37 protein-coding genes are annotated in these 26,483 nt (G+C 66.8%); 4 read left to right on the top strand and 33 right to left on the bottom strand.

Features of this window, described 5'->3' with window-relative positions:
• Nucleotides 1-34: 34 nt before the first annotated feature.
• The 3 genes from ACRRRO_RS00505 to ACRRRO_RS00495 all read left to right on the top strand — a co-directional run bounded on the left by ACRRRO_RS00505 (nucleotide 35) and on the right by ACRRRO_RS00495 (nucleotide 2,426).
• Entirely contained in the window at nucleotides 35-985 is a 951-nt protein-coding gene (locus tag ACRRRO_RS00505) for an aldo/keto reductase (RefSeq protein ID WP_424798050.1), read from the top strand.
• Nucleotides 972-1,850, top strand: coding sequence for an SDR family NAD(P)-dependent oxidoreductase (locus ACRRRO_RS00500; protein ID WP_424798049.1), 879 nt, complete (start codon nucleotides 972-974; stop codon nucleotides 1,848-1,850). Before ACRRRO_RS00505 ends, ACRRRO_RS00500 begins: the two co-directional genes overlap by 14 nt.
• A 360-nt stretch (nucleotides 1,851-2,210) precedes the next feature.
• Entirely contained in the window at nucleotides 2,211-2,426 is a 216-nt protein-coding gene (locus ACRRRO_RS00495; protein ID WP_424798048.1) for a hypothetical protein, read from the top strand.
• A 382-nt stretch (nucleotides 2,427-2,808) separates the two neighbouring features.
• Here ACRRRO_RS00495 and ACRRRO_RS00490 read toward each other — a convergent pair whose 3' ends face one another.
• The 13 genes from ACRRRO_RS00490 to ACRRRO_RS00430 form a co-directional block, all read right to left on the bottom strand.
• The gene (locus ACRRRO_RS00490) at nucleotides 2,809-2,991 is read right to left on the bottom strand and encodes a hypothetical protein (protein ID WP_434080864.1); all 183 of its coding nucleotides are present in this window, start codon (nucleotides 2,989-2,991) and stop codon (nucleotides 2,809-2,811) included.
• Between the two features lie 132 nt (nucleotides 2,992-3,123).
• Nucleotides 3,124-3,384 carry a phage holin gene (locus ACRRRO_RS00485; protein ID WP_424798046.1) on the bottom strand — a complete coding sequence of 87 codons (261 nt, stop codon included), beginning with the start codon at nucleotides 3,382-3,384 and terminating at the stop codon, nucleotides 3,124-3,126.
• Between the two features lie 3 nt (nucleotides 3,385-3,387).
• Nucleotides 3,388-4,374, bottom strand: coding sequence for a hypothetical protein (locus ACRRRO_RS00480; RefSeq protein ID WP_424798045.1), 987 nt, complete (start codon nucleotides 4,372-4,374; stop codon nucleotides 3,388-3,390).
• Entirely contained in the window at nucleotides 4,371-4,529 is a 159-nt protein-coding gene (locus tag ACRRRO_RS00475; protein ID WP_424798044.1) for a hypothetical protein, read from the bottom strand. The genes ACRRRO_RS00480 and ACRRRO_RS00475 overlap by 4 nt, the downstream gene beginning before the upstream one ends.
• Nucleotides 4,530-4,545: 16 nt before the next feature.
• Entirely contained in the window at nucleotides 4,546-4,962 is a 417-nt protein-coding gene (locus ACRRRO_RS00470) for a hypothetical protein (RefSeq protein WP_424798043.1), read from the bottom strand.
• On the bottom strand, nucleotides 4,952-5,311 hold the full coding sequence (locus ACRRRO_RS00465) for a hypothetical protein (protein WP_434080891.1): 360 nt from the start codon (nucleotides 5,309-5,311) through the stop codon (nucleotides 4,952-4,954). The genes ACRRRO_RS00470 and ACRRRO_RS00465 overlap by 11 nt, the downstream gene beginning before the upstream one ends.
• Before the next feature lie 76 nt (nucleotides 5,312-5,387).
• Nucleotides 5,388-6,257 (bottom strand): hypothetical protein, encoded by an 870-nt coding sequence (locus ACRRRO_RS00460; protein WP_424798191.1) that lies wholly within the window; start codon nucleotides 6,255-6,257, stop codon nucleotides 5,388-5,390.
• A 9-nt stretch (nucleotides 6,258-6,266) separates the two neighbouring features.
• Nucleotides 6,267-6,593, bottom strand: a complete 327-nt coding sequence (locus tag ACRRRO_RS00455) for a hypothetical protein (protein WP_434080890.1) — start codon at nucleotides 6,591-6,593, stop codon at nucleotides 6,267-6,269.
• A 588-nt stretch (nucleotides 6,594-7,181) separates the two neighbouring features.
• Nucleotides 7,182-7,451, bottom strand: a complete 270-nt coding sequence (locus ACRRRO_RS00450) for a hypothetical protein (protein WP_434080889.1) — start codon at nucleotides 7,449-7,451, stop codon at nucleotides 7,182-7,184.
• A gap of 26 nt (nucleotides 7,452-7,477) precedes the next feature.
• Entirely contained in the window at nucleotides 7,478-9,202 is a 1,725-nt protein-coding gene (locus tag ACRRRO_RS00445; protein WP_434080888.1) for a hypothetical protein, read from the bottom strand.
• Complete coding sequence (locus tag ACRRRO_RS00440) at nucleotides 9,199-9,444, bottom strand: hypothetical protein (protein ID WP_434080887.1); 246 nt, start codon at nucleotides 9,442-9,444, stop codon at nucleotides 9,199-9,201. The genes ACRRRO_RS00445 and ACRRRO_RS00440 overlap by 4 nt, the downstream gene beginning before the upstream one ends.
• Nucleotides 9,445-9,604: 160 nt before the next feature.
• A complete protein-coding gene (locus ACRRRO_RS00435; RefSeq protein ID WP_434080886.1) occupies nucleotides 9,605-10,000 on the bottom strand; it encodes a hypothetical protein in 396 nt (131 codons plus the stop codon).
• 681 nt (nucleotides 10,001-10,681) lie between these two features.
• Entirely contained in the window at nucleotides 10,682-13,594 is a 2,913-nt protein-coding gene (locus ACRRRO_RS00430) for a tape measure protein (protein WP_424797770.1), read from the bottom strand.
• 42 nt (nucleotides 13,595-13,636) lie between these two features.
• On the opposite strand from ACRRRO_RS00430, the gene ACRRRO_RS00425 reads away from it, so the two are divergent.
• Entirely contained in the window at nucleotides 13,637-13,831 is a 195-nt protein-coding gene (locus ACRRRO_RS00425; RefSeq protein WP_424791762.1) for a hypothetical protein, read from the top strand.
• On the opposite strand, the gene ACRRRO_RS00420 is transcribed toward ACRRRO_RS00425, so the two are convergent.
• From ACRRRO_RS00420 to ACRRRO_RS00325, 20 genes are all read right to left on the bottom strand, one after another.
• Nucleotides 13,828-14,163: a hypothetical protein gene (locus tag ACRRRO_RS00420; RefSeq protein WP_434080854.1), complete on the bottom strand. Its 336-nt coding sequence runs from the start codon at nucleotides 14,161-14,163 to the stop codon at nucleotides 13,828-13,830. The genes ACRRRO_RS00425 and ACRRRO_RS00420 overlap by 4 nt on opposite strands.
• Before the next feature lie 23 nt (nucleotides 14,164-14,186).
• Entirely contained in the window at nucleotides 14,187-14,819 is a 633-nt protein-coding gene (locus tag ACRRRO_RS00415; RefSeq protein WP_424797769.1) for a hypothetical protein, read from the bottom strand.
• Between the two features lie 108 nt (nucleotides 14,820-14,927).
• Complete coding sequence (locus ACRRRO_RS00410; RefSeq protein ID WP_424797768.1) at nucleotides 14,928-15,452, bottom strand: hypothetical protein; 525 nt, start codon at nucleotides 15,450-15,452, stop codon at nucleotides 14,928-14,930.
• 3 nt (nucleotides 15,453-15,455) lie between these two features.
• On the bottom strand, nucleotides 15,456-15,623 hold the full coding sequence (locus ACRRRO_RS00405) for a hypothetical protein (protein WP_434080885.1): 168 nt from the start codon (nucleotides 15,621-15,623) through the stop codon (nucleotides 15,456-15,458).
• 69 nt (nucleotides 15,624-15,692) lie between these two features.
• A complete protein-coding gene (locus ACRRRO_RS00400; RefSeq protein ID WP_424791766.1) occupies nucleotides 15,693-16,121 on the bottom strand; it encodes a hypothetical protein in 429 nt (142 codons plus the stop codon).
• Nucleotides 16,118-16,501, bottom strand: a complete 384-nt coding sequence (locus ACRRRO_RS00395; RefSeq protein WP_434080884.1) for a hypothetical protein — start codon at nucleotides 16,499-16,501, stop codon at nucleotides 16,118-16,120. The genes ACRRRO_RS00400 and ACRRRO_RS00395 overlap by 4 nt, the downstream gene beginning before the upstream one ends.
• Before the next feature lie 20 nt (nucleotides 16,502-16,521).
• The gene (locus ACRRRO_RS00390; RefSeq protein ID WP_424797776.1) at nucleotides 16,522-16,752 is read right to left on the bottom strand and encodes an HNH endonuclease signature motif containing protein; all 231 of its coding nucleotides are present in this window, start codon (nucleotides 16,750-16,752) and stop codon (nucleotides 16,522-16,524) included.
• A 498-nt stretch (nucleotides 16,753-17,250) separates the two neighbouring features.
• The gene (locus ACRRRO_RS00385; RefSeq protein ID WP_434080852.1) at nucleotides 17,251-17,691 is read right to left on the bottom strand and encodes a DUF6093 family protein; all 441 of its coding nucleotides are present in this window, start codon (nucleotides 17,689-17,691) and stop codon (nucleotides 17,251-17,253) included.
• Complete coding sequence (locus ACRRRO_RS00380; protein WP_424797764.1) at nucleotides 17,688-18,089, bottom strand: Gp19/Gp15/Gp42 family protein; 402 nt, start codon at nucleotides 18,087-18,089, stop codon at nucleotides 17,688-17,690. The genes ACRRRO_RS00385 and ACRRRO_RS00380 overlap by 4 nt, the downstream gene beginning before the upstream one ends.
• A gap of 20 nt (nucleotides 18,090-18,109) precedes the next feature.
• Complete coding sequence (locus ACRRRO_RS00375; RefSeq protein WP_424791770.1) at nucleotides 18,110-18,436, bottom strand: hypothetical protein; 327 nt, start codon at nucleotides 18,434-18,436, stop codon at nucleotides 18,110-18,112.
• A 17-nt stretch (nucleotides 18,437-18,453) separates the two neighbouring features.
• Nucleotides 18,454-19,365: a major capsid protein gene (locus ACRRRO_RS00370; protein WP_424791771.1), complete on the bottom strand. Its 912-nt coding sequence runs from the start codon at nucleotides 19,363-19,365 to the stop codon at nucleotides 18,454-18,456.
• 50 nt (nucleotides 19,366-19,415) lie between these two features.
• Entirely contained in the window at nucleotides 19,416-20,036 is a 621-nt protein-coding gene (locus tag ACRRRO_RS00365; RefSeq protein ID WP_424797763.1) for a hypothetical protein, read from the bottom strand.
• 61 nt (nucleotides 20,037-20,097) lie between these two features.
• Nucleotides 20,098-20,463 carry a hypothetical protein gene (locus ACRRRO_RS00360; protein WP_434080883.1) on the bottom strand — a complete coding sequence of 122 codons (366 nt, stop codon included), beginning with the start codon at nucleotides 20,461-20,463 and terminating at the stop codon, nucleotides 20,098-20,100.
• Nucleotides 20,464-20,471: 8 nt separating this feature from the next.
• Nucleotides 20,472-21,080: a hypothetical protein gene (locus tag ACRRRO_RS00355; protein WP_434080882.1), complete on the bottom strand. Its 609-nt coding sequence runs from the start codon at nucleotides 21,078-21,080 to the stop codon at nucleotides 20,472-20,474.
• Between the two features lie 3 nt (nucleotides 21,081-21,083).
• On the bottom strand, nucleotides 21,084-21,998 hold the full coding sequence (locus ACRRRO_RS00350) for a hypothetical protein (RefSeq protein WP_434080881.1): 915 nt from the start codon (nucleotides 21,996-21,998) through the stop codon (nucleotides 21,084-21,086).
• Entirely contained in the window at nucleotides 21,995-22,597 is a 603-nt protein-coding gene (locus ACRRRO_RS00345) for a phage portal protein (protein ID WP_434080880.1), read from the bottom strand. Before ACRRRO_RS00345 ends, ACRRRO_RS00350 begins: the two co-directional genes overlap by 4 nt.
• 23 nt (nucleotides 22,598-22,620) lie before the next feature.
• Nucleotides 22,621-23,598, bottom strand: coding sequence for a hypothetical protein (locus ACRRRO_RS00340; RefSeq protein WP_434080879.1), 978 nt, complete (start codon nucleotides 23,596-23,598; stop codon nucleotides 22,621-22,623).
• Nucleotides 23,583-24,239: a hypothetical protein gene (locus tag ACRRRO_RS00335; RefSeq protein ID WP_434080878.1), complete on the bottom strand. Its 657-nt coding sequence runs from the start codon at nucleotides 24,237-24,239 to the stop codon at nucleotides 23,583-23,585. Before ACRRRO_RS00335 ends, ACRRRO_RS00340 begins: the two co-directional genes overlap by 16 nt.
• Nucleotides 24,232-24,573: a hypothetical protein gene (locus tag ACRRRO_RS00330; protein ID WP_434080877.1), complete on the bottom strand. Its 342-nt coding sequence runs from the start codon at nucleotides 24,571-24,573 to the stop codon at nucleotides 24,232-24,234. Before ACRRRO_RS00330 ends, ACRRRO_RS00335 begins: the two co-directional genes overlap by 8 nt.
• 1,143 nt (nucleotides 24,574-25,716) lie before the next feature.
• Nucleotides 25,717-26,472, bottom strand: a complete 756-nt coding sequence (locus ACRRRO_RS00325; protein WP_424797759.1) for a hypothetical protein — start codon at nucleotides 26,470-26,472, stop codon at nucleotides 25,717-25,719.
• Between the last annotated feature and the right edge of the window lie 11 nt (nucleotides 26,473-26,483).

The following is a 26,483-nucleotide window of genomic DNA, read 5'->3' as shown; positions in this document are numbered from 1 at the left end:
CTTGAGTGCGCTCCAGGTTGCACAGTTATCCGCCATGGACACCACCACGATGAACTCTCCACTGGTATTCGGGGCGATGTTGTTGGGCGCCCGAATCGATCAGGAGCAGTCCTTCGCACTGCTGGATCGTTTCGTGGAGCGTGGCGGGCAATGGGTCGATACCGCGAACTGCTACACCTTCTGGTTCAGCGACTCCGGTGCCGGCGGGGCCAGTGAGGAGATGCTGGGCCGTTGGCTGAGCGCGCGCCCGGGCCTGCGGGACCAGATCCGCCTGTCCACGAAGGTGGGCGCCGAACCGCTGTGGCCCGGTTCGTGGCCGCAGCAGCGTGAAGGCCTATCCCGGCGCGCGATCCTGCAGGGGCTGGAGACGAGCCTGCAGCGGATGGGGGTGGCGGAGGTGGACATGTTCTGGCTCCACCAGGAGGACCGCAGCACCCCGATGGCAGAGACCGTCGAGGCTCTCGGCGAGCTGACCTCGTCCGGGAAGGTGAGGCGGGTGGGGGCCTCGAACCATCCGGCCTGGCGGGTGGAGCAGGCTCGTGGCCTGGCCCGTGCCGGCGGCACGATGCCGATCGACGCGCTGCAACTCCTGGCCACGTACCTGCACGTGCGGCCGGGTCTGCGAACGCCCGGGGTGGAACACGCCTTCGGTGTGCTGAACGCCGAGCAGCGGGACCTCGCGCGCACGAACGGGCTGGAGATCTGGGCGTACAGTCCGTTGATGTCGGGCAGTTATGACAACCCCGACAAGCCTGTGCACGAGGCATTCGAGCACATCGGCAACACCCGGCGCCTGCAGGCCCTGGATGTGGTCGCCGGCCAGACCGGTGCTACCCGCAGCCAGGTGGTCCTGGCCTGGCTGCTGGCGCAGGGAATCCGCCCGGTGGTCGGGGTGAGCACCACCGCGCAACTCGATCTGGCCATGGAGGCCGGACACCTGGACCTGGACGCCGAGCAGGTGCGCCTACTCGATGAGACAGGCTGATGCCTCGCAGGAGGTTCAGTACTGCCAGCCTGGACGGTCGGGAATAATGGGCCGGGCACGAGCAGCAGGGGAGGACGCGATGACAGTGTCAGGCCTGAAGGGGAAGGTAGCGCTGGTCCACGGCGCAGCTGGATCGGTGGGAAGCGCAGTGGCCCGGGCCTTCGCTGCCTCCGGTGCGTCGGTCCACCTCACCGGGCGCACCGCAGCGAAGGTAGCCGCGGTTGCTGAATCCATCGCAGCCACCGGCGGACGAGCGCGCGCTCATGGTTTGGACGTCACGGATTCGGATTCCGTTGAGCGCCTCACCCGAGACGTTGTCGCTGTCGACGGTCGGATCGATGTTCTCTACAACGCGGTGACGTACGAGGAGGCGCAGGGAACGCCGCTGCACGCTCTCGACGTCGGCGCCCTGGAGCGCACCCTGGTCACGCTCGCCAGGGCACACATGAACACGGTGCGCTGCGTCGCCCCGACCATGATCGACCGTGGATCCGGAGTGATCCAGACCATGGTGGGGCACGGGCCGCCATTCCCCCTGATGGGCTCGACGGCGATCGCGTGGCACACAGTGGAGAGCCTGTACCGCCAGTTCGCCGTCGAACTGGGGGAGTTCGGCATCCGCGTGCAATGGTTCCGCACGGGCGGATTCCGGGAGTCCATCCTGCAGGCGCGCGACTACGGCAGTAGTTACACCGACGAGGCCGAGGCCTCCGAGGTGCTCACCGAACTCGAGAGCGGAACCATGCTGGGCCGTCTCCCGTCGGTCGAGGAGGCGGGTGCCTTCGCGGTCTTCGCGGCCGGCGAATCCGGCGCGTCCCTCACCTCGGCGGCGATCAACCTGACCGCGGGGGCGTTCTCGGACTGAGGATGGCGAACGGCGCCGCCGGGTTGTGACGCCGTCATGCGCCGCTGGTCTGGGGTCTACCTCAGGCGCCGTTCCGGGTATCGCACAACGTCTCGGGGCCCTCGGTGTGCAGACCCTGGACACGTTCTCCGCTGAGGCCGGTGCTACCGGCAACTCACTGCCCTTGACCTTGAGCGCGCTCCAGATTGCACAGTTGTTCGTCATAGGCATCACAACGGTGATCCGGCGCTGATTCTCGGCGAGATCCCGGGTCGATTAAGAGCAAGAGAGACGATCCGAGCGCCATTCCCATCCACAGATGCTCCTCCACCGCGTGGAGGTGAGGAGGAGCGACCCAAGAACTCACGATGAGGAGTCCCGATGGCCATCAGCCAGTTGCACCTGATCCCCCGTCGGGTCGCGTACTCGGCAGGGCATTCGCTCATTCACTGGGCGAAGAGTCCTCCTGCTGGAATCGGCCGCGACTCGACCCTCGCGCGGGAGGCCGCGTTCCGGCGGCACCGCGCCCGAGGCGACGTCGAGTTGGAGCAGCAGAAGGCACTCGACCTGAACTCTTTCGCGTGGCTGCGCCTCTGAGGATGGTCTGGGCGGGACACGCCCCACCATGGCTCCGGCCCTGATCAGGGTGGTGGGCCACGCGCAGAGGCCTGGAATGGTGCGCAATGCTCGCGGGCGAACGCTGAGACGCAGCGAGCCCCGGCGCCGAAACGCTGGGGCTCGCATTGGGGTGAGTGACGGGACTTGAACCCGCGACTGCAACCCATGCGCCTATGCCGTTTTAGGCAGGATATCAAGCCAACCGCCGGACAGGCCACAGGGTGCCAGACAGCACGACACGCCGGGATGTCGTTACCAAGGTAACGGCCAGCGGGCACAAGAAAGCGCCCCACCCGAGCGGCCCGTTGATGGGCTACTCGAGTGGGGGCGTTGTCGTTCGTGGGTGCGTCTAATCTGAAAGTTATGCCTGAGCGGCGGCCCTGTTCGTGGTCACAACTTTCGGGGCGTGCGCCGGTACCAGTCCGTGGGTGAGTGCCACAACCTCGGGCTCGTGGCCGGTCCTGGCTGCGATGTCGAGGCACAGCGTCCACACCAGGTCGAGTAACTGGTCGCGGCTGCGCTCACAGCCGGTCAGTGGGTGCATCAGTCCCACCAGCAGCACTCTGACGCCGCGAGCCGTGCACCGGGGCCGGTGTACTCATACCCGCACTCAGGGCAGGCGACGTGCTCGGGCCGGTCGTCTACCTGGATGCGGGGGTGGGCCAGGTGTCGCATGTCACCGGGTGCGCATCCGGGCTTCGTGCACGCCTTTGGCGACGGCGACCTCAGCCTGTAGCGGCTCCACGGTCTTGTGGGGCCGGTAGGCGGTGGCGGTGCCCAGCCCGAGTAGCGCGGCGACCAGGGCGCCCCACAGTGCGATCTCGGACTCACTGAGCAGCCCATACCCGCCAGCCACTGCCAGGGCGGCCAAGGCGACGGGGTAGAGCCAGTCGCGGACGCGGGCGGGGATCAGGGGGGTGTCGGTGGCCTTGGGCATGGGTCAGTCCTCCTCGGGTGCGGCGGTCAGGGTGATACGCAGGTCGGCGAGCGCTTCGGCCACGCCCTTGTCGGCGGCCTCACGCACGGCTGCGATGATCTGGGCGGGGTCGGCTCCTTGGTTGGCTGCCAGGGATGCCACGGCGGCGCGCAGGGAGGCGAGTTCACCGTGCAGCGCGGTGAGTTCGCTGGACATGGCGTGCACGCTCCGCGCCATGCGGTTCTGCCGGGCGGCGTGATTCTCGGCGGGCAGGGTGACACCGCCGCCGGTGGTGGGTGCCAAGTCGAAGCGGTGCACGGCGGCACCGGCGCGGGCGTCGAGTGCTTCACCGACGACGCGGCGTAGGTCTGCTTCGGTGGCCATGGTGAACCAATCTTTCTGTGAGGTGGTGGTGTTCTTGGTGCGGCCGAGGACGGCTGCAATGCGGGTGCGCCCGGTGGCGGCGGTGTAGCCGAGGCGATCCACTTTGCGGGTGGTCCAGGTGGAGTGCTCCAGGTGCGCGCTGGTGGGCAGGTTGAACACGTCCAGGAGCGCGGCGTTGCAGGTCGCCATCCACCCGTGGTAGTCGTCCTGCTGCCAGTCCGAGGCCCGCAGACCACCCTCGTACTCGGTGCCCCAGAAGTACGGGCGCCCGTTGTCGCGGGGGATGCGGCGACCGGCGAGGGTGATGGGCCCGCCAGCGCCGGAGTGGTTGGCCCAGCCCATGGTGATGATCCGGTAGACCTTGTCCCAGCCGCCGTAGCCGTTGGCGAGCGGGCCGGGGATGCCGGGGCGACCGTTGCGCACGAGGTTGTAGAACGGGGTGGTGCCGTGGGAGCGGCTGCTGACGATGTGGTGGGACATCACCCCGGCCCTGGTGGCCATGGGGGTCAGCCACCCAGAGCGGGATGCGCCTTGGCGTAGTTGGATGATGCAGTTCACGCCGTAGTCGCGCATCGCGGTCTGGATGACGCGGGCGGCGGTGAGTGCGGGGTCCCAGGGGTTGCTCACTGTTCCACCCAGTCGGTCAGGTCGGCACCGGCGGTCTCGCTGGCGGCGATGGTTGCGGGGTCGGGGTTCGCTGCCTCTTCGGCTAGCAGTTCCTCACCGTCGCGCCACACCTGCGGCGGTTCGTCCAGTTCGGGCAGGTCGATGGGTTCGGTCATGGTGGGCTCCTTGTGGTCAGGTGAGGTCTGCTGCCACGTCGGTCGGTGGCGTGGGCGGTGGGACCCCCGGCAGGTGCATGCCTGCCCATGCCAGCACGTCCCGCAGGTAGCGGACCGTGGACCGGTGGCGGACCTCGAAGGCTTCGCGCTCTTGCCGGCGCTCCCGCCGCTCCTTTGCGAGTTCGGCCTCCAGGTGGGTCACGCGGCTCTCAACGGCCTCCAAGCGCTTCTCCATGCGGTCCACCAGGCCCTCGTACTGGTGCAGGCGGAGGCGGTCACGGTCCACCTCGTTCTCGGCGGCCTTGGCGCGCCGCTCCACGCGGGTGGCGCGGTCGGTTTGTTTGGTGGACAGCCACACACCAAGGAAAGTCAGGGTCCCGGCGAGGATCGTCGCCAGCGCACCCCACACGGGGCCGGGGATATCACGCAGCATCGGCGACACCTCCCGGCGTTGGGTGCTCGACCGCTCTCACCGTCCCGTCGTCCGGCCCAGCCAGGATGATCAACAAGACCGCGAACCCCGCGTACTCCAGGGCTTGCGCCCACCCGGTGGGGGTCCCGGCCGCGCCTTCGGACATCACCCACACCACCCACCCGGCCGCGAGGGACGCGCCCCGGAAAGCGACCACCCCGACCAGGGCGGCGTATCCCAGCCGGTAGCGGCGGGTGAACGCGGCGGTGGCGGCGATGGCAGCGGCGACCACCCATTTGCCGACCTCGACCACCGGCGGCAGGTGCGTGTGGACGACACCCTCCACCGCACGGTCGGTAGCCGCAGCCACGTAAGGGCGCCCAGGGTGAGCGCGATCCACGCGAAAACGACGAGCACCTGGCCGCGTTTCTCGAGGGGGCAGCCGGTCATTCGGGCATCCGGATCCACGACCCGGAGACCAGCAGGTCATCGGTGGTGGTGCGGGAGTGGGAGGAGTTCGCCAGACGCAGACCACCACCGGAGAGGACCTGGTAGGTCTGCGTGGTGCCACCGTTGGAGCCGATGGCGGCGCCTGCGGTGGTGGGGCGGTGCGCGGTGGGGATGGTGGCGATCGTCTGCGCAAGCGCACCCGCGGAGAAGGACACTCCCCGGATGGTGGCGCGGAAGATGAACGTGGCGGTGCCGTCAGGGCCGGTGTCGCGGACCAACTCGGCCGAGACAATGGTGGACCCGCCCGCCGGCGCCAACGCTGCCGGGCCGGTGAACACCTCCCTCGTGGTGGTCTCCGGGGTGCCCGCCAGCCTCGCCACCGGCCGCTGCGCGGTGCTGATGCTGACACCGGACGCGTTGGTGTCAGAAGCCCCGGCGGTGACCTGTGCGCGGCCGATCTCGGTCGCACCAGCCGGCAATGGCGGCACGGTGGGTGACCCACCGCTGGTGCCTTGGGTGACACCCACAACCACCTGGTTGTTCTCGTCTCCGGCGTCCACGTCGTTCTGGCGCACCCAGATGCGGTCCCAGCGTGACCCGGTGCCGGGTGCCGGGGTGGTGGGCACGTCCATGGGTGCGTCGTTGCCGACCAGCACCGACCCGTCACCGCTGCCTCGTGTCAGGGCCACGGCACCGGCGCCGACACGGTATGCCCACCCGGTGGTGCCGGTGATGGGCAGGCCCCAGAGGGTGCCGTGGTCCTGGAAGAGCCCACCGAGCGCGATGCGGGCACCCACTGGGGAGGTGCCCACGATGTCGTCGCCGGTGACCTGCTCACGGACAAAAAGGCCAGTATGGAACGTCATGGCTTTTTCCTATTCCTCGGTCTGCTCAGGTTCTTCACGTGGGCGCTCGACCTCGAACTGGCCGGCTTGGTCGCCGCGGCGGGCGTTGACTCGCACGAACACGTCCCGGCCCGCCTGCCCGTACACGCGCACTTGCCCGCCGGTGGGTTCGTCGGCGCCGACGGGGAACGGGCGGCCTACGGGTGTGACTTGCACGCCGCGCCCGTCGGTGTGGGCGAGGTGCTCGAAGTACTCGGGCAGGTCGATCGTGGCCTGGCCGTCGTCGTTGAGGGTGGCGCGGTAGTGGTATTCCAGTCCGGACACGGGGGACTCGGTGGTGGCGTGCACGAGTTCCATGCCGGGTTTGGTGTGGGGTGGGGGAGGCGGAAGTTCTTCGCACCGTCCACTGTGAGGTCGCCGCTCACGGACAGGTTGGTGCCATCCACGAGAAGCATTGTCGTGGGGGCCTTGACCTGGACCTGGTTCGTGGTGGTGCTGATGTGGTGCGATTCGTCGAGTGTGCGCAGCCGGAACGTTGTGCCCGCATGCAGTTGCAGTTGTCCGGAGGTGCGGAGCATGGCGATACCGTCACCGAGGCTGCCGGCGTCCTCCAGGTACAAAACGGTGTAGTCGTCGTCGTCGGTGGCGTCTTGCCCTCTCGGTGGGATCAGTCGCATCGCTGTGCGCACACCGGTGGCCCCGAGGTAGGCGTCGATCATCCCGGGCTGTTCCAGGGTGGGGCGACGAACGAACAGGCGGCCCACGACTTCCAGGCCTTCGGGTGTGGCGGTCACCCCGGAGGCGCGCAGGGGGCCGCCGCGTTCCAGGTTGGACACGCGGGCGTCCACTTGCCGGAGCGTGGCGAGGAGTTGTGCGAATCCTCCCGGCCCGGCGGGTGTGGTAGGGCCGGCGGGGAAGTCCTCAGATAGTGACACGTGCGCTCCCTTATCTTGAATCCATGGCGGGGATGGTTTCCAGGTCCACGAACGCCTCCCCGTGGCTCCCGGAGATGGAGGCGATGCGGACCTGGTGCGCCCCGCCCGGCAGCCACACATGGTCAGAGCCCACGTGGATGGTGGCCAGGTCACCGGGGGAGTACTCGCCCAGGCGGGGTGTTTCATCGCGCCCCACCCGGATTTTCCAGGTGGACCAGGGGGCCGCGCCTTGGGCCACGGCCGCCCTGGCGTGGGAGGTCAGGGTCGGTTGCTCGATCACGGACGTGTGGGGGAGTGTTGCGTGCATCAGGGGGTAGCCGCGGTCCCACTGGTCTGGGTCTTGGTGTGATCCCAGCCGTAGGGCTTGTTCGTGCCCCTCACCCACGGCGAAGGCGTAGTTGGTGCGGCGGGAGAAGTCGGAGGTGACGGACACGCCGGAACGGGGCCGGTGGGGTTGGTGGTGTCCCATACCCAGTCTGGGCCGTCCTGGGTCAGGAGCGGCCCGGAGTTGGTGCCGGTGCGCAGGGCCCATTCGATGCCTTCGCCGTCTTCGCGGAGGCGGGGGGTGAACGCGATGTCGGGGCCGTTCTCCACCTGGGTTAACTCGGTCAACCGCTGCCGGGTGGTGGCCAACTCAAACCCGGGGTAGGTGCGTTCGTGGTTGCCGACCTGGTCCGGTGGCAGCACGATCGGTAGGTGCCCGCCGGTGTGGGCGGTGGCGGCTTGCACGAGTCGTTTCGCGATGGCGCCCAACGACAGCCCGGTCCAGGACAGTTGCCGGGACTGGGGGCCTTGCCCGGGGCCGAGGACGGGGATCACGAGCCGATAGTCGAACAGGGACCACAGCCCGGATGCTCGGATGCGCAGGTCCCCGGTGGTGTCGTCGTAGTCGTGCACCCAGATCGGTCCGGCCTCCACGATTCTGCGGCCCACCTGGTAGGCCAGGTAGCAGCGGGTGCCTTCGACGGCGGCGCGGATCTCCGCCCGCTCCGGTGCTGGGAGGCGCCGCAGCGGGATGGTGGCTTCCAGGGTGCCGGGTGCGTTCAGGACCGCGGAGAACGAGCCCGCGCTGATGGGGAGGTGGCGCAGCCGGTTGCCTGTGGTGAGTTCGCCGGTGAAGAACTCTCCGGGGTCGTGGAGGGTCGCGACTTCCGCGGGCAGTGGCGGACCCGGAGGGGTGGGGCCGGGTGCGGGGCCGGGGTCGTCGGTGTTCCAGGTGAGGGCGGCCCACACCATGTGGTGGTCTGATGGCAGGGGGGTGCGCAGCGGTAGTCCGGTGCCGTCGGCGTAGTCGGCGTCCAGGCCGGCGGCGGGCACGTCCACGCCGGTGTCGGTGACTACGGCGTCGATCCAGCGCCCGTTGAGGCGGCCGTCCATCTCCGGGTCCCACCCGTTGAAGGAGTTGAACTCATCCCGCACCACTGGGGCTTGGCTGCGTTGGCGGGTGTTGGGGTACCCGCGTGCCCACAGGTCCGAGTCGGGGCCGTGGATTTCGTGGGATCCGTTGGTGTCCAGGGCCGCGATGCCGTGGCGGTGCCCGTCGCGGCGGGCGTCCAGGAAGTCCGCGACGATCTGTGCGTTCTCAATCCTGGATTCGAGGGTGCCGGTGGAGAAGTGCGCGGTGACGAACACGAATTCGGCGCCGGTGGGCCGGTGGGCGAATATGGCGCCGGTCATGGCGCGTTGGGCGCCGGAGCGGGTGTGGATGACGTTCAGGTCCCACGTTTCGGGGTCTGAGCGGCGCTCCACGAGGGTGTTGTTGTGGATGATCGCGTTGTACCGGGTCCCTGGTGTCACTTGCCAGGACACCCCGGGTGTGGCCGCGTTGATCGAGTCGCACAGTTGCTGTGCCTGGGAGGTGGTGGCGTTGTTCAGGTTGGACACTTCTTGTAGGCCGACGATGGCTGCGCCGGAGCGGATCACGGCTTGCGCTGCGTGTTCCCGTCGTTGCGCCCAGGAGTGTCCTTCTGGGTGGTGCAGGGACGCGAGGGTGATGTTGTAGGTCCCGGCGATGAGTTCGACGGTGCTCACCAGTACGTCGCCTTGACTTGGGCGTGCAACACGGCGTCGGTGCGTTCGGGTGCGGTGAACACGTACTCGGCTTCGCCCTCGCGGGGGACGGTGGACCACTCTCGTACGACGAGGCGGCCGGAGCGGTCGGCCACGCCGTCCTGGAGGACGGTTCCGGCGGATGTGTCGATGGACAGCACGGACCCGGCGGGGATTTGGTCGCGGTAGAGGAGCCTGCGGCCGGTGGAAACGTGGGTGATCATGAAACCCCCTTCGCCCACCGGGCCGTGAATGTGGAAGGTGGGGTGTGCGTTGGCGGTGCCGGGGTTGGCCAGTCGCACCCTGCCGGTGCCGGATGCGGGGCCGAACAGCAGCGGGGTGCCGGTGCGGGTGCGGACTTCCTCCGAGATCGACGCGTGCGCCTCACGTCCATCGGTAGGCGGTGATCGTGCCGTCAGGGTTGGATACCCATGGGGTGCCCCCGTCGAAGTAGCCTCCCTGACTTCCCTCCTCAGCGAGCACGGCGGTCATGTCCAGGTAGTCGCCGCCCTGCATCGTGGTGCCCGCATCAGTGACGCGTGACCATAGTTGGAAACCGTCGTAGAACGCGTCGGCGGGGAGGGTCGCGGTGAACCGTTGCCACTCCCCGGCTTGGACCTGCACCCGCTCAGAGTTCACCGTCCCGAGTGAACTGGTGCCGTCGCGCAGGTGACAGTCGAGGCGTAACTCGGCGGTCTGCGACGGGCGAAGGTATGCACTCAGAGTCACCACATCACCGGCCGCGCCCGCCACGCCAGCCTCACGGTAGAACGTTCCCACGAAGTTACCTACGCCTGTGGTGAACACCTGGCGTGTGAACCGCTCGATGTGCGGCACCGGCGTCGGCCCCGTTACGACCTCAAGCGGCCCCGACCCTGTCCCCGAGGCATACCAGGGATTCGAGTCGCCTGCATGTGGGCGTGTCGCCAGGTTCCGCCGCGTGATCACACCAGACACCACGTCACCACCCCCCCGTGAACAACGGGAACCGGACCCCACCCGTGGGCACCGGCAAAGACGCGGACGCGGCGGAAACGTCGCCATACCGGAACGGGTCATCACACGACCACTGCGCAGCCCACAGGAACCCGCCATGCCCCGACCCAAGCCCAGCCCACCGGCCACGCTCCGGATTCGCCGCGAAACGCAACAACCGCGCCCTCGCCGTCAACGTCCGACCCGCATGCTCAACCGTCAAATCCTCCGGCTCCCCGTCAAAACCCATGTTCCGGTCAAGATGAGCCAACAACTCATCCCGGGCCGTCGAGATGTGCGCGGTGCCCTGCACCAACACATGCCGCGCCTCAGCCCACACCGGCCCCCCGAACACACCATGCCCAGGGCGCGGATCGGTGCGCTGCCTCGGTGAGGGCCGCTCCTCCCACCCGTCCAGGGAATAGATCGTCACCGGGCCGTCCCCACCCCCGATGCTGAGGCCACGCCAATGGATCACCGTACGGCTCACAACGCACCCACCATCTGCCACTTAAACGCGGCCTCAACCTGAGACAAGTCCGCGCCGCCGAGACGCTCCACGTGCACCAACGGGCCGGAAATGGACCGCGGCTCGGTGGGGGCGGGGGCCGCGACCTGGATCACCTGGGGAGCCGCCTGGTACGCCGGAGTCCCACCCCCGGCAAACCCACGCACACCAGCCCTGGCCCACGCACGCATCTGCTCCATCGCCGCATGCCCGCCCGCGCCACGAACCTCCGCCGCGGACCACACATGCTCGTTGTGAGACAGGCGGGCGGCGATCGAGTCCGACGTCTCGCTGCCGGGGCCGAAGACGGGGCCACCGGAAGCGCGCATCAGATCCGCACCCACCTGGACCCTCTGATTGTTCAACTGCCGGATTCGGGCCTGGGCGGCGGCCACGTTCGCGTCGATGTTCACGCGGTACGTCTGCTGCCCAGCCCAACCACCAAGGCCGCGGACGGTGGCGCGGGCGGGGGAGTCGTTGGCGTCGAGCAGCGTGCGAGTCGTTGTGCGCTCCCACCTGCCCGTCTCGCGGTTGAAGACCTGCACAGCCCGGTTCTCGTTCAGATCCAGCAGCGTCTCGGTGGTAGTGCGCTCCCACGCCCCGGTCTGCTCGTTGAAGATCTTGACCGCCGGGCCAGGGTCGGCGCTGAGCATGGTGTCTGTGGTAGTGCCTTCCCAGTCGCCCATCAACGCCAGGGCCTCGGCAATGGCCGGGCGGGGGTCCACGTCCAGGTTCGTGTCAGTTGTGGTGTTCGAGAAGTCGTCCACCAGCGCTTCAAAGCCGGACCGGGCGGGCATGTCATCAATGTCCACACCCGGACGGCGCGCACTCTCTACCCCGTCCGCGAACGCTTCCCCACCCTGCTCGCCCCGGTCGCGAGCAAGGCCGGCCAACTCCACGAACTCGTCGTCCGTCATCGATACCAGCAGGGCCGCGGCCTCGGCTGAGTCCATGCCGCCCGCGATCAGGGCGTCAACCATCTCGTCAGCGGCGTCCCACATGTGCCGGGGGAGCAGGTCCCGCGCCCGCTCAGTGGCACCGATGATGTTGGACTCCCAGTTGTTGTGGGCGTCGATCTGCGCGCTCAGTGCGGCAATCCAGTCCTGCGCCGATGCGGTGGCATCCTCGGAGAATTCCTTAGCCGCCGCCGACGCTGAGTCATAGGCGTCCATCACGTCACCGAAGGACTGGCTGGCGCTGATCGCCATCTCGCGCCACGCCTCGCGCAGTTCGCGAGCGGCCTCCTGGTTCTCGATCCAACCCTGGCGCATCTCTGCCAGCGCCGCGTCGGCTTCGCTGATGCCGCCACGAGCCATCTCTGCGGCATCGTCCAGCGCCATCAGGGCACCCGTGGCCTGCGGCATCAGTTCACTTAGTTGTTCAGCGGAAAGCCCCAGACCCTCCAAGAGCACTCGCACCATATCCCCGTGCCCCGAGTCCACCAGGTGGGCCAGCGCGGCGTCGGTCTCAGCGACCGCGACCTCGGTGTCCTTCATCCAACTTGGGATGCCAAACGATCCGAAGAATGCTGATATCGAGCCCGCCAGGCTCGGGTTAGCCAACCGCTCCAAGGCCTCGCCGAGATTGTTTGACTCGATGGTCACTCGGTCGAATCCCCACGTAGCCATCTGGGAGAAGATTTGGTCCATCTGAAGGTTGGCCAGGTCGTCGCCAGCGTGGTAGATGCGCTGCATCGATCGCGCAATATCTTCCATGTCCCGAGGAATCCCAGGATCATGCACGGCTGCGGAGAGAGCGCCAACCGCCGCGGTAACGCCAGCGATGACCACCCCCACGCCCGCCAGCCGGGCGATGGCGCCAGTGAACCCGCCGATCGCTCTCGACCAGACAGGGAATGACCTCGCAAGGGTCTCTAGGGAGGTCCGGAACTCCACAATCCGCGGGACCGCCAACAGCAGCGACCCCGCAGTTAGAGTCGCGACACCACCGAGCCCGGTAAGCGCCGCTCCGGTTTGGATCAACCCGTCAGGCAGGCGCATGAAGAGACGCATGGCATCGGCCAGGCTGTTCAGCCAGGTGATGAGCGCGCCGCCGCCCTCGGGGTCCACCAGCGGGGCAGCGATCGTGGCCGACAGGTCACGCCATGCAGCCTTCACTCGGTCAACAGCACCCTCGAAGGTCTCCCGGACGTTCGCGGCGGCGCCGCCGAAGTTCTCATTCAGGCCGGCGACAAGCGGGTCCCAGATCTGCTCAACCGGGATGCCACCCGGCTTCATTGCCATGTTGCGGATCTCCTGACCGGAGACACCCATCTGCTCGCCCAAGATCGTCGCCATGTCGATGCCGTACTGGCCGACCTGGTTGAGCGTTTGTCCAGTCAGGCGCCCTTGCGACTGCATCTGCGCAAGCGCGTAGACGATGCTCTCGATGTCAGAGTTCGACCCGCCGACCGCAGCGACGGCATCCTGCACTCCATCGAGGATGGGGATGACGCGACCGGCCTCGACGCCGAAGCCGATCAGTTGCTGTTGGGCGGTGATCCACACCTGGCGGGCGAACGGGCTCGTGGAGGCGAAGTGGTCCAGGCGGTCCATTTGCGCCGCCGCTGCCTCGGCGGAACCGAGCATGGTCGTGAGACCAGCCGTGGCCGTCTGTCGCAAGGTGTTGTACTGGATCCCGGTGTGAAGGACGGCGGCGCCAAGGCCGGTCACGGCCGCGCCGACACCAACCAAGGTGGAGCCGACCGTGGTCCACTCCTGGCGCTGGAGGCGGGCCGACTGTGCCACCCGGCCTGCAAAGGTGTCCGCTGCCCGCTCACCCTCGCCGGACTTCTTGACCACTTGGTCCAGCGACGAGGCAGCAGACGAGATCTCACGGTTGAAGTCGGTGACCTCGGCCCGGAGGCGAACCGCTATTGAGCGAGTGGACACGGAATCACCCCGTCCGGCGTCGAAGTAAGGCAAACTCAAGGCATGGACACACAGAAGAAGCAGCGAAAGGGCGGGGCAGAGAAGGCGATCGCATCCGGGATTGGGGCGCTGATCGCCATCAGCGGCACCATCGCCGCCGTCAGCAACATCGAAACCGCAGCACTCGGGATCTTCGTCGCCTTATTGGGGTTCGGCGTGTTGATCTATGCGCAGTTCTCCGGACGCATGGACCGCTAACCAGCCCGCGCCTTGCCGACCTTCCCCCTGCCCCGCCGCTTCCGTGGCGGTTTCGGGTTGCGCCACACATAGGCCAACTCGCCCGGTTGCGGCTTGTGGTCATCGCCGGGGTGGTTCGCGGCGCACGCCTGGCACGTCACCGTCTTGCGCTCGTACCGGCCATGGTTGGCCTCGTCGTGGGCCTCGTCCATGTGCTGCCCGCACCCGCCCGGACACAGCCCCTCTTCGTACAGTTCCAGGGCCGTGGTGAGCAGGAAATCAACTTCCGGGTCGCGAGGTAGGCCAAGGTGTGCGCACGGGTACGCCCCGTATTTCCTGCCCGTGCGCAGCACCGTCAGCCAGTACGGGTGATGCCTCAGCGCCCGTGAGAGAAATCCGGCCTCACCGGCGCCTTCGCCGCCACACTGTTGGCGCGCTGCCCAGCCGCATAGATCAGATCCACAGCGGGCTCGTTGACTTCCATCAGCGCCTCCAGGCCCTCAGCGGTCACACCCTTGGGGTGCACCACCTGGTCAGCCAACTGGTGCAGCATCACCGTCTTGGCGTAATCCCCGTACTCTTCGTCGGTGGCCTTCTTGCCGGGACGCTGCACACCGAGTTTCTCCAGGTGCTTCTCGATCTGGCGGCGGCGGGTAGTGGAGCGTCCCTCCATGATGAACAACGGCCGGTTTGCCTCGAACTCAGCCTTGGCTTCCTCGTACTCGCCCACCAGTTCGTCTACGTCCTGGCCGGCGCGTTCGGCTTCCTCGATGCGCATCACGAGCATCTGCATCCGCCCCAGTAGGTCACCGCGCACCGGGACGCGGATGGCGTGGCGGTTCGGGCGGGCGCCTTGCACGAACTCGTCGAAGTCGAAGTCTTCGGGGGTGAGGTCGGCGGGGATGTCCAGGATCTCCGGTTCGTCCGGGTCCGGTGCCGCCTGCCCCAGGGCCTCGTCCTCGATGGGTTCGGCCTTTGCCTTGCGGGAGCCGAGGGTTTCGTCAGTCATGTCAGGTCCAATCGTCAGATGCGGTCAGGTCCAGGCGGTCAGGTCCGGTTGGTGACCCCGGCGGGGCGGGGGACCTGACCCCAGCCCGCCCCGCCGGGGCGTCATTGGTCAGACGACGTTCGCGGCCACGTTGAAGTACGTCTCGAAGTCCTGAACCCCGAGCGGCACAACAACCTTGATGAACCCGTCGTTCGGGTCAGACGGCTCACGCGGCACATCGGTCTGCACGACCCCGCCCCAGCGAACCTCATCGTCGGCCTGCCAGTCCTCATCCGGGTCCGGACCCTTCCGCACGAACAGGCCCACACGAGTGCCCGGCTCCCGCACGGCAGCGAAAGTCGTCTCGCTGGACGACACCGCATCAGGGCGGCCAGTCTCGTCCAGGTCACGCAACACGGTCACCGAGGCGTTCGCGTTGCGGCCGGCGAAGTTCGTCCACTGCCCCTTGCTGCCCAGCGGGGTGTCATTGTGCGTGGTCGAATCCGTAGCCGTGGCCTGGAAGTCGGTCTTCAGGATGTCGTTGTGGATGTCGAGCCCGGCGTTCAGGTCTGCGGCCGTGACGGTCAACAGATCCTCGGGCGGGTCGAGCACGAGCGTCACCTTCTGCGACGCATCAGCGGCTGTGTAGGCCATCGGTCAGTTCTCCTTCTTCTTCTCGGCCCCGCCGGTAGCCGCCGGGGTGTCCACCGTCTTGGTGGGTGGGGTCTTGCGGAACGGACGGCCGAGCACCTTGTGCCCGAGCCAGTGCTCAGGGATGCGGACCTTCTTGCCATCCCTGCTGCGATATACAGTGGTGTGCGCCATGTCAGCCCTCCTCGGGCATCTCGGTGAACCCCAGCGCCAGGCGGCACAGGGGACAGATAGAAACAGGGCTCAGCCGGCCCGTTGCGGGGTGGAGAGCAAGTGGAAAGCGTCCACACCGAAGATCGGGTGCTGACCCGTCGCAGTCACCCGCACATCGCGGTCCTGGTCGGTCATCTCATGCCGCAGAAACTTGACCGTCGCCTTCCTGTCAGGCACCACCAGACGCCGCGGGCCACGACCAGGTGACAGCACCTCACGCACCGCACCCAACAGCCCCAGCGCAGACGCCGGAGACGTGCCCACAGACCGCACCTGCAAGTCATGGTCGATGGAATCCAACCGCTCATTCAACGGCCGCTCACCAGGCCGCCCGTAGCCCGGCGAGATCAGCACATACGGGTACCGAATACTGTTCGGCTTCGGCACCGAAATGATGTATACGGTGAACCCACGCTCAGACTCAATGAGAGCCTTCATCGCGTTCAGGTGCGCCATCATGGGCCAAGCGCCAACTCTGCCGCGAGGTCAGCCAACGCATCGGCGAACTTCGGCGCCTCACGCTCCAACGCGGCTGTTGGGTCTTCCACCGTCCCGGCTCCGAGGGAATCCCCGAAATATGCGATATTGGCGAGCGAGCCAGGGGAGCCCTTCTCTGGGCCGATCTCAGCCTCATACGCCCCACCAGGGGACCGCATGTCATACGAGATCCCGCGAGCCACCGGGGCGAAGTGCCGAGACTTACGCATCTCCGCTTGCAGGTCGTTCTTGATCTGCACCGCCCCGCGCTCCACCACCGGCCGCACATGCCGCGACAACCGCGAGTCGATCCGGCGCATGTCCTCAGCCAGGGCGCGCACCTCAGAAGCGTCAATGGTCACCCGTCCCACGGCGGCACCTCCTAACTAGGCCCAGGGGCAACGAACGGCCACGAAGCGTTCTTGGATGCATTGCAACTACGACATGCCGGGCGAAGGTTCGCCAGCATATGCGGCCCACCAGCCTTCACCGGCTTGACGTGATCCAATTCCTCATACGGAACCTCGCGGCAGATCCAACAGACCCCGCCATAGAAGGCAATCCGGGCCACGAGTTGTTCGGGCGAAAAGGGAATGACCTGAACGCCAGCCATTCGCGCCCTGCGCCGAGACAAGTGCTCCCGGTTCCAGCGTAAGCGCGCTTCGTAGTTCTCAGCGTGGTAGGCGGCTATCTGCTGAATCCGGGACTCACGGTTTTCCTGATACCAGCGCCTGTTGTATTCGCGGTAGTACTCTGGATTCTCGCGAGACCACCGCAAGGCGTTAAGCCTGCTCTTCTCTTTGTTCTGGCGGTACCATTCTCGGGCCGCTGCGCGCAACGCCTCCCGGTTCGCATTCCGGTACTCCAGGCCCTTCGCTCGCCGCGCCTCGCGGTTGGCGTGATAGTTGGCCCTAACCCTGGCTCGCACGCAGTCCTTGCATGAGCCGCGGGGGCGACCTCTTGCCAGTAGTACTCAGTGAGCGGCTTCGTGTCGCCACAGGACTTGCAGGTACGGGTAGTGTCAGCCATGCCGGTTACCTCTTGCCAGGTAGTCGGTAGGCCCTCGGGAGGTGCGAACTCCCGGGGGCCGCTTCTTTCTGTAATTCTACCGCTAATTCGGGTTAAACGGTGGAACCTCTAGTCCCACGTTCAGTTCCACCGCGATTCGATATGCGGTCTTGTGTGTAGCGTAGGGTGCCTCAACCGTAACCCGGTAACTCTGCCCGATAAGCAAAGGGTCAATGCTGTCCAGAATGGTGATTACGTCTTCCGGCATTATCCGCGCTACACCTACTGGGATATCGACTCTCACCCGGTTTATGATTTGGGTAAGTCCTGCGGATTCGCGTTCCTGTTCAAAGGCTTCGTGACTCTGAACTTTGCATTTACCGAAATGCGGGCCTTGTCGCGGGTCGTAGATCACGATCAGTTCCGGCACGTCCTCGAACGTCTCCGGGTCCGTGACCATGTTCCCGGTGGGCCGGCGGATCACACACTGGTCGGTCATCAGCCGCTCGGCCGCGATCCGGCCCGAGTACAGGGCCGCGCTCACCGACGAGGCCACAGCGTCCTCCGGTCAGGCTCGAAGCCTGGGCGGGTGGAGAACCCGCCAGCGCCGGCGTGGGGCAGCAGCATCCCCCACTCGGACTCGGTAAGGAACAGGTCGCCGCGGGCGGCGTCCTCGGTCAGCCCGTAGGAGTAGTCGTCGATCCGTTCGTTCTGCTTGCCGGTCGGGTTGAGCGCCTTGCGCACCACGGCGTTCGTGGTGACCATGGCGACGATCTCAACCGTGGGAGCGCCGGCCGCGATCCGCTCGTCAAGGTCGGGGATGCGGGATCGGATGATCGCCTCAACGTCACCGATCCAGGCGTTGACTTGCTTGATCTCGTCAGGGTCGGTGATGGGGCGGCCAAGTCGGTCCGCAACGTCGGTTAGATTCGCGAAAGACATGACCGCCCCACCCCCTCTACTCAGCCCGCGGGGGGCGTGTCGGACACCGCGGTCTCGCCGGTGTCGTAGTTGTGCGTCACGTAGACGGTGGTGCCGTCCGGGCCGACGCGCTCGTAAGTCTCCGAACGCGTCCCGGTCGGGGTGTTGTCCGGCACTTCGCCGGACTTCACCACCGCGTTGACCGTCTGGTGCCCATCCGCGGCCGCTGCGGCCTTGTCTGGGCGCGCACTGGATGCGCGTTCCTTCGGGTCGTAGGTGTCCGCCGGGGCGTCCCCGGGGTCGGTGGGCTGCGGCTTGGTCACATCGTTCGACAGCCGCGTGGTCTTGGGCGCTTTGGTGCGTGCCATGGTTACCCCTCCCGTTCTCAGTTGGTGGTCACGCCGCGCAGGCGTGCGGCGGCCTTACCGCCCTGGACAACGAACCCGGTGTAGAAGTCGATTCGGGTGCGCACTGCGGGCTTCTCGTCGAGTTCACCCAGGTAGTACGCCTGGAGCCCACCGTTGGTGATACCCAGGACGCCGGACACGCCGATGCCCGAAGCGAACTTCACGGCGTACAAGTCGCCGCCGTTGGTCGGATCAACGCCGAGGATGGCGCGACCAGACCAGTGCTCGCCCGGATCGATGAACGGCACACCGTTCCAGGTGAACTCCCGCTTGCCCGTGATCTCGGAGTTGATGTACTCCGCACCGCCAACCTTCCGGCCCAGCGACTTCAGGCGCGAGATGATCGTGCCAGGGCCGTAGACCACATCGGGAGCACCGCCGGTGACCTGGCCGAACAGGGCATCCAGTTCGTCTAGGAACGCCTCTTCGGTGGCAGGCGCGACGGAGTCGATGACCTGCCCGCCGATGAGTCGCTTGCGCAATCCATCGAACGACTTCGGGTCAACCTCAACGTCTCCGTTGAACATGGTGTCCACGTAGGTGGCCTGCGCGGACTCCAGTTTCATGCGGACTTGATCGGCCATGAGTACCCCTCGCGAGGACTGCATGGTCTTCTCGATAAATTGATCCACGTCGGCGTCGCCACCGAGGATCACCAGACGCTCGGTGTCCTGGTTGATCACGCCGGTGGACTCCACGTACGCCTCGTTGACGGTACGGAACGCGGTGCCCGGGAGCACCTTGTCCTTGTCGTAGGCGTAGGCGTTGCCCTCGATGTTCTCGAAGGGCAAGCGGTCCCACACCTGGGACACTTCTACAGCAGTTTCCAGCGCGCCCCGGCGGACGGGAGACGTCTCCAGGGCGGCTGCCTGTGCGAGGGTGACGGCCATGGCCGATCACACTCCTTTCATTGTTGGTGCCGCCCCGGATGGGTCGGCGGTTACTTACGGGTGTTGCTCATGGCGTCATCGAACGCCTGGGCCATGCGGGGAACGCCGGGCAGCGCCTCGGCGCGGACGGGTTCGCCCCGGGCGCCTTGGGTGAGATCCGGCTTCGGAATGCCCGAACCCTGGCCACCGTCCTCGCTGGGAGCGAGTCGCTTGGCTAGGACTTCCATCGCCTCGGCATCCTTCGCGGTGCCAAGAAGTTCGAGGTCTTGCTCGTCGGTGATCTTGTGCTGGTTCGCCAGCCGCAACAGCGCGGACTCGTGCCGCATTGTCGCAACTTGATCCTGCAACTCAGACAAGAGGTCTTTTCCGTCGTCAGCAGGTTCGGGCTTCACGCCGAACGCCTCAGCAACGGAGGACTTGAACGCGTCGAGCTCAGCCTTCAACTGCTGCCGCTCAGTGCGCTCTTTGGCCAGGTCGGACAACACGGACTGCTTGGAATGTTCGGACTTGAACCCGTTGTCAGTCGCGTCCGCGTGAGGCTCAGGTTCATCCGGCTCGCCTTCGGGCTTCGGGGGCTCGGTGGGCTTCGGGGTGGTTTGCTGCGCCTGTTGTTGCCTGGGCTGTGGCGTCCACCCGGAGGTGGCCGGGGTGAGCGAACGTAGGTTGTGCATGGTGGCGATCTCCCTCTCGGAGTCATAACCCAGCGACCTCGCGCCACTGGGAGTCTGTGTGTCAGCGCCAGATGTAGCCGTACTGGCGCAGCAAGTCCTGCATCCGGTCCACGTTGCCGTCGGCGATCTCGACAATGGACTCGGGCATCAGTCGGGGTGCGCCACCGGATCGGCGGCCATACATGCCGCGCCGGGTCGCACCTTCCGCTGTGGTGTACGTGCCGCGTGCGTCACGGGTCAGCCGCCCAGACTGCGCCCGGCTCATCCCGCGGCGTGCGTTCACAACCTGTGTGGGGTCGGCGCCGTTGCGGATCGCCTCGGCCCCGGCCTTGGTGAAGATACGCTCTTGCTCGGCCTCGGACAGTTCCTCGAAGTACTCTTCGGGGCTGACCGCATACCCTTCCGCTTTCGCCGCCAGGTCGGACATGTCGGGACTCACTGGCAGGTGAGTGCACAGGCAGCCGGGGTGGCGCTCGAATGCTTGCCGTGATGAGTAGGTGCGGCCGGCGAGGATCGCGCACCTGGCGCATGCCCCGGGTTGGATCGCCCGGACGAACGAGATCCCACCACGCGGGTTGCTCCGCCGACAACTTCGCCGGCTCTGATGGTGTCAGCGAGCAGCGTTGTGGTCGCCATGGTGATCCACGCCAACCCAGCGGCCCTGGCCTGCTGCGGCGTCAATCCGGACCCAACTGCGCTCTTGGTGCGAGTCACCGCCCCATACATCAGCCCCTCGGCGGTGCGCCCGTCCCCAGCCACACCGACCAGCGAGTTCGGGTTGACCCTGCCAACCGGCGCCGGTGGTGGCCGGGTGAACGCCTGGTCCATGTAGTCCGGGATGAACTCCCCAGCCAACTCGGCCACCTGATGCTGCGTGGCGCCAGTGGTGGTCAGGATCGCCGTCCCCACGGACTCCCACGACGCGTCGAAGTCGTCCCCCGTGCGCCGCCACTGCCTGCGCACCTCGGCGACCGCGCCGCGGGCCATGCGTCGCTGCTCTCGCACGTAAGCGGCGTAGGGCGCCGGCAGATTCTGGGCCGGCACGGACTACTCGCTATCGCGGCGAATCGTGATCGGCTGCACGCCCGGGCGGAACCGGATGCCCGCCAACCCCGCCTGCTGCGCGGCGTCCTCTGGCTCAACGCCGGCACGATACAGGGCGGCCATCGCATCGGCGCGCTTCTTGACCTCATCCGGGTCCAGCGCAGACACGGCCCCTGTGTCCTCGCCGCGGTTCAGGAAGGATAGGTCTACGGCGGACTCCTGGGCGATTTCCTCGGCCAGGTACTGCCGCTCCTTAGCCTTCCTGGGTTCGGTCCAGCCCATCTCGTCCCACATGCCTTCGCGGGAGATGTCCCGGGTGGCGCGCAGTTTTGCTAGCGCATCCACCCGCTGGGCGATCGTCGGGGTGCCGGGGTCGAAGTAGTCAACCCGCACCCGGTTACCTTCGACCCACTCACCGGTGGCGAACCGCAGGGCTAAGGCGCCGATCCAACCGAGCACCATTCCCTCCGCTTCGTTCTTATCCTCCACGCCGTTGATCAACTCGATCTCGTCGTCAGCGCGGACCGTGCCTTCGGCGGGCGGGTTGGTGGTGTTGATGCCGAAGTAGCGCGCTGGGAACCCGTAGGACAGGGCCGCTTGGCCGCCGTAGATGTTCAGTGCGGTCTCGAAGTTCTTCAAGTCCGCGGCCCGGAACTGTCCCCACTTGGCGTCCTTGTCGGTGAGCATGTTGATGACGTCGTAGTACGCCTCGAACATCGAGATCGGCTTGCCGTTCTCATCAACGAAGTCACCGGACTGCACACCGGTGGCCCACTTGCCAGGCACACCGTGGCCCTCCTGGGCGAACTGTAGGTTCGTGAGCGACCGGGCCACCGCATCGGTTAGGTCAATAACGTCGGTCAGTTCCGACTCGCCCTCAAACCCCGCACCGGACAGTCGCTCGTTGAGGTGCATCACCACGGGCACGGAACCGAGGCCGTGGGAGTCGCGGTCCTGCTCGCGCCACTTGCCACTCTCGTCTTTCTCGATCCAGATCGTCTCTTCCGGCAGATACAGCGTGACGTTCGTGGCCCCATGCCAAACGCGTCCTTGCCGAAGAACCGGGCCGCGGCCGTCATCGTCTCGGTGCGGGTGTCCACCAACGCTTCCATCTCGCGGGGGGACTCCACGCGCACCAGCGGCAACTCAGGGTTGTGTTCGTTGGCGCCCACCGACATGTAGGCACGCCCCGAGATCAGCGCATCGCGCCGGAACATCTTAGTGTGCGCCGTCAGGTTCGACGCGTCCCAGATCGCCCGCAACCGGGGGTCCGCCTGTTCTTCCCCAGGAAGGATGAGCGCCCGCACCTTCTGCCGGCCCGCAATGGTCCGAACCACCACCCGAGGCCAGTTCGCGAACACCGTGAACCGGCGCATGTTCGGCGGGATCGCCATCCCCAGGTGCTCCAACGTCTGCCGCAACCTGTAATACCGGTAATGCCGCTCATCCTCCCAGTACCGGGCGTCCAGTTCCGCCTTCAACTGCTCCACTATCTGAATCTCGGAGGGTGTCAGCATGCGGGTTCCCTCCATTCAGTGGGTCAGCGGGGCAGCCTGAGGTACTTGGGTCCGGTGTCAACCGCCCAGCCCAGGGCGCGCATGTCGGATGCGGCTTCGTGAGCCAAGATGTCGGCCATGAGAATGTCGATCTTCTGATGCTCAGATGGCTTGCCGAGCATGTACTTATCGCCCGGCTTGGCGACCTTCCGGGCGTTCAGCGCGTGAGTCTTAGCGGTCTCGTCGCCGTCGTGCGTGGTCAGCCCTTCGGCGGTGTCCTCCAGGAACCGGGACAGCGCATCGAACATGCGGGGCGGGGAGTTCGTGTGCCACAACGCCACCACGTCATCACCGTGTGCCAGCGCCCACTCATCGGCCTGCGTCTCCCAGTGACGGGGGTCCACGTAGAACCGGCCCACCTTGAACCGAGCGAACATCTCCGCCACCGCAGCGTTCACCTCACCCCGAGGGATGCGCCCGTCCCACTCATCCGGATTCCAGAACGCCGGCCGCGCATCCGGCCCGTAGGTCGGGGTGAACCGGTACCCGTCGCGAGTCTCCAACCGCAGCGCCGTCCAGTCGCCCGACCGAGAGCCGTCGAACCCCATCGCCACCGGCGTGCCATCCGGCACCGACTGCGGAGCCGTGGTCTCATCCCACAGCGCCTCGGGCATGTACGAACCCAAGCCCTGCACCAGCATGTTCCCGTAGAACCGCTGCGCCTGTGCCGGGTCCGTCGTGATGATCTCCGCCGCCTCGGCCTCGATCGCGTTCAGGTCCGCCCACGGCGAACCCTCGTACACGTAGGCCAGGATCTTGCGCCGGTCGCGCTTCAGTGTGAAGTCCAGACCGTTCGGCGGCTTGCGGTAGAACCGGAAGATGTCCCTGGCCCGTGACTGGTAGGTCTGCTGCGCGGCGCTGTTGTCCATCGGGTCCCAGGGGTTCGTGATCTCCAGCCCGCGGCCACCCATGCCCGCCAACCCGCGGCGCATCGTCTGCCACACCTTCAGCAACTTGCCCACGTACAGCCCCCGGACTCATCCGCCAAGGCGAAGTGGATCGGGTTACCCAACTTGCTGTTCGGGGCAGATGTAATCGGGTCGATCCGCCCGTTGTTCGGTGTCCGGATGAACCCTTCACGGACCTTCATCTGCTCACTGAGCGGGCCGCGTCGGATCATCTCCTGCAACGGGCGGTAGACGTTATCGGTCTGATCCTCAGCCGTGGCAAGCAACTGGATCGTGGACATCGGCCGCGGAATACCCATCGGCTCGCCCGGCTCATACACGTAGGACCAGCCGCACGAGCACCCGTGGTCCTCACACCGGTAAACCTCGCCACCCTCAGCCCAGCCGGCGAAGATGCACGGCCCGACAGCCTCAAACGCGGTGATCGACGCACCCCACGGCGACTTACCCGTCTTCTGCGGACCAACCACCAGCCCGCGCCGGTTGGCGAACATCGGCGCACCAGCCGGTCGGGAAGGGGTGAACTTCGCATCCCGCTTCACCCGGTAGAAGTTGACCGTGCACCACAACTGCCAGCCGTCGTGAATGAACGGGTCGCCCATGGACCAGCCATCAGCGACCTTGCAGTGCGCCTCGATCCAGTCCGCGCACAAAAAACCAAGGCTCGGGAAGTCCACCACCCACTCGTCAGCCACCGGGAACAACCTTCATCCGGTCACGAGACGACTGGCGCGGCTTACCCTCCTCCGGCTTCTCGGCGGCACGCTCGGCAACCTCATCGGTGGCGACTTTCCAGCCCATCTCAGCCAGGCCAGCCGTCGTCATCCCGATCTGATCAGCGAACCGGTGCAGGGACGACTTGTCAGCAGCCGTGGCCTCGTCACTCTCGCAGATCACGAACGTGCGCACCCACATCGCAATCGTGTGAATCCGCCACATCTCAGAGGGCATCGACCAGGCGCACGCCTGCGGCGTGGACCACGCCCACTCCCACAGCGCCTGCTCGCGGTCAGCGACGAGTGCCGTCATCTCGTCATCGACAACCTGGAACCTGCGCTTGTCCTCGCGCCAGACTCCTCGTCCGCCTTCGGGCCGGACCTGTTACGCCTGCCTCCACTGGTCATGGTGATCAACTCCAAGTTGGCATCGCGCCAACATCGGGGGTCGGCGGGCATCGCGCCCAGCCGGCGAATATCAGGTGAGAACTTGGGGAACCCTTTGCCGAACCGGGGGGCGAAAGGGTTTGAACCCTCCGCACCATTTTCTCCCCTCCCCGGCGGTCAGGGGCGGGGGCGGGTCGGGGTCACCCCCCACCCCTCGATTGACCTCCGCTTTACCTTCGGCGTCGGTTCGGGTCGGTCGCTGCCCGCCCACCTTCGGCGGTGTTGCAGGCTACGGTTTGTGGTCCGATCCAGCGCGTTCGCTCTTCGTTGTGTCCGAGTTGCCACGCTGTTCCGGTGATTTGTTGTCCGCAGCCGTCTGCGCAATAGATCGTTTCGCCTGCGTCGATGCGGGCTTGCCACCTGGCCCTCTCCCTACGGTGGGGGGCGCCGTACCCCCGTGCGGTGGGGGTGCCCCTGCGGGCCTCGTAGGCGCGGGCGTGGGTGGGGCAGTAGCGGGTGCCTGGTGGTAGTAGGTGGGGGCAGGGGGCGGTGGTGCCGTTGGGGTGGGTGGTGGTTCCGGGGCACCGGTGGCGGGCTGCCATGGGTGTGTTCACCTGCCCTGTGTGCGTGTACTGGGTGTGCGCGTGGCCCCGTGCGGGGGCGTGGCCTACGGGGAGGCTGGTGGCTGGGGATGCCGGTAGCGGGGGCGCCGGTGGCGGGCTACCCCTGGCACAACTAAGGCCCCGCACCTATGGAGGTCGGGGCCTGCGTCCGGGGCCAGAAGCCCCATCACACCGCAACGCTACTCTGCACCCTGGTCATGGTCAACCGCCTCGGGGCTGGGCGTGTCGTCCACCCGGTCGGACCTCCCCCTGCTCGAACAGGAACCGCTCCTGCTCCGACATGGGCACGGACTCGGTGACGACGGCCTTGCAGTGGACGCAGTAGCGCGTCTCGACGGGGCTGCTGATGGTGGCGTCGGTGATCCATTCGTGGTCACGTCGGCCGTTGCTGTCAACGACGGGAGCCTCAGTGCTGGGGCACCAGCCGAAGGGTGAACCGGAGGTCTTTATGTGTTGATCCTTTCATTGCGGCCCGGCGTCTGCTGCGCCAGGTCGAGTGCGGTGGCGAACCGGTACAACCTGGGCGACACCTCGGTCAGCCTGCCGCGCCGCACCCATGAGTTGACGGTCTTGATGCCGCGGGGGATGTCCATGACGGTGAGCGCTGAGACGATCTCGGATTGGGTCATGAGCCTAACTTCGAGCGCCCGTCGCACGAGGTCGCGCTGTGCGATGAGATCCCACGTGTTGCGGCAGGTGTCGCACTTGCCCACAGTCTGCCCGCGCCGGTAGTAGACGCTGCCCTCGCACAGGTCGAGGCGGCAGGGGCCGATGTATGACGGCGGGACGGGCTTCTCCAGGGTGCGCTCAACTTTGTGCCGGTAGTCCTCGGCCCAGTCGATGAAGGCCAGCGCGGTGCGGTCGTCACCGGCGATCCAGTGCCCGTAACGCTGGGCCACGTCGCTGAGCAGCCCTGGCATGGATGAGGTGACCGGGGTCCAGTCGGCTTCGTCCATGAGCACGTGCGCCAGGGCCTCGGCTTCCACGGCGATCTCGTGCATGAGGTCGGACACGGCCAGGTTGATGGGCGGGCGGGACGCTGGTGCCGGTCGCGCGGTGCCCAGGTCCAGCCCTCGCGATGGTCGCAGGCGGGCTCGCAGGTCGGGCCAGCGTGCGGCGATGAACTCCAGGTTCTCTTTGGCGACGATTCCCTCGGCCACGGATACGGCGGAGGTGCGGATGCCCCACTGGTTGCTGCTCACTCGTCCTCCTG

It is taken from the genome of Sanguibacter sp. Z1732, from assembly GCF_051020515.1.
Classification (GTDB): domain Bacteria; phylum Actinomycetota; class Actinomycetes; order Actinomycetales; family Beutenbergiaceae; genus CALKWS01.
This window is presented reverse-complemented; position numbering and strand designations above follow the sequence as displayed.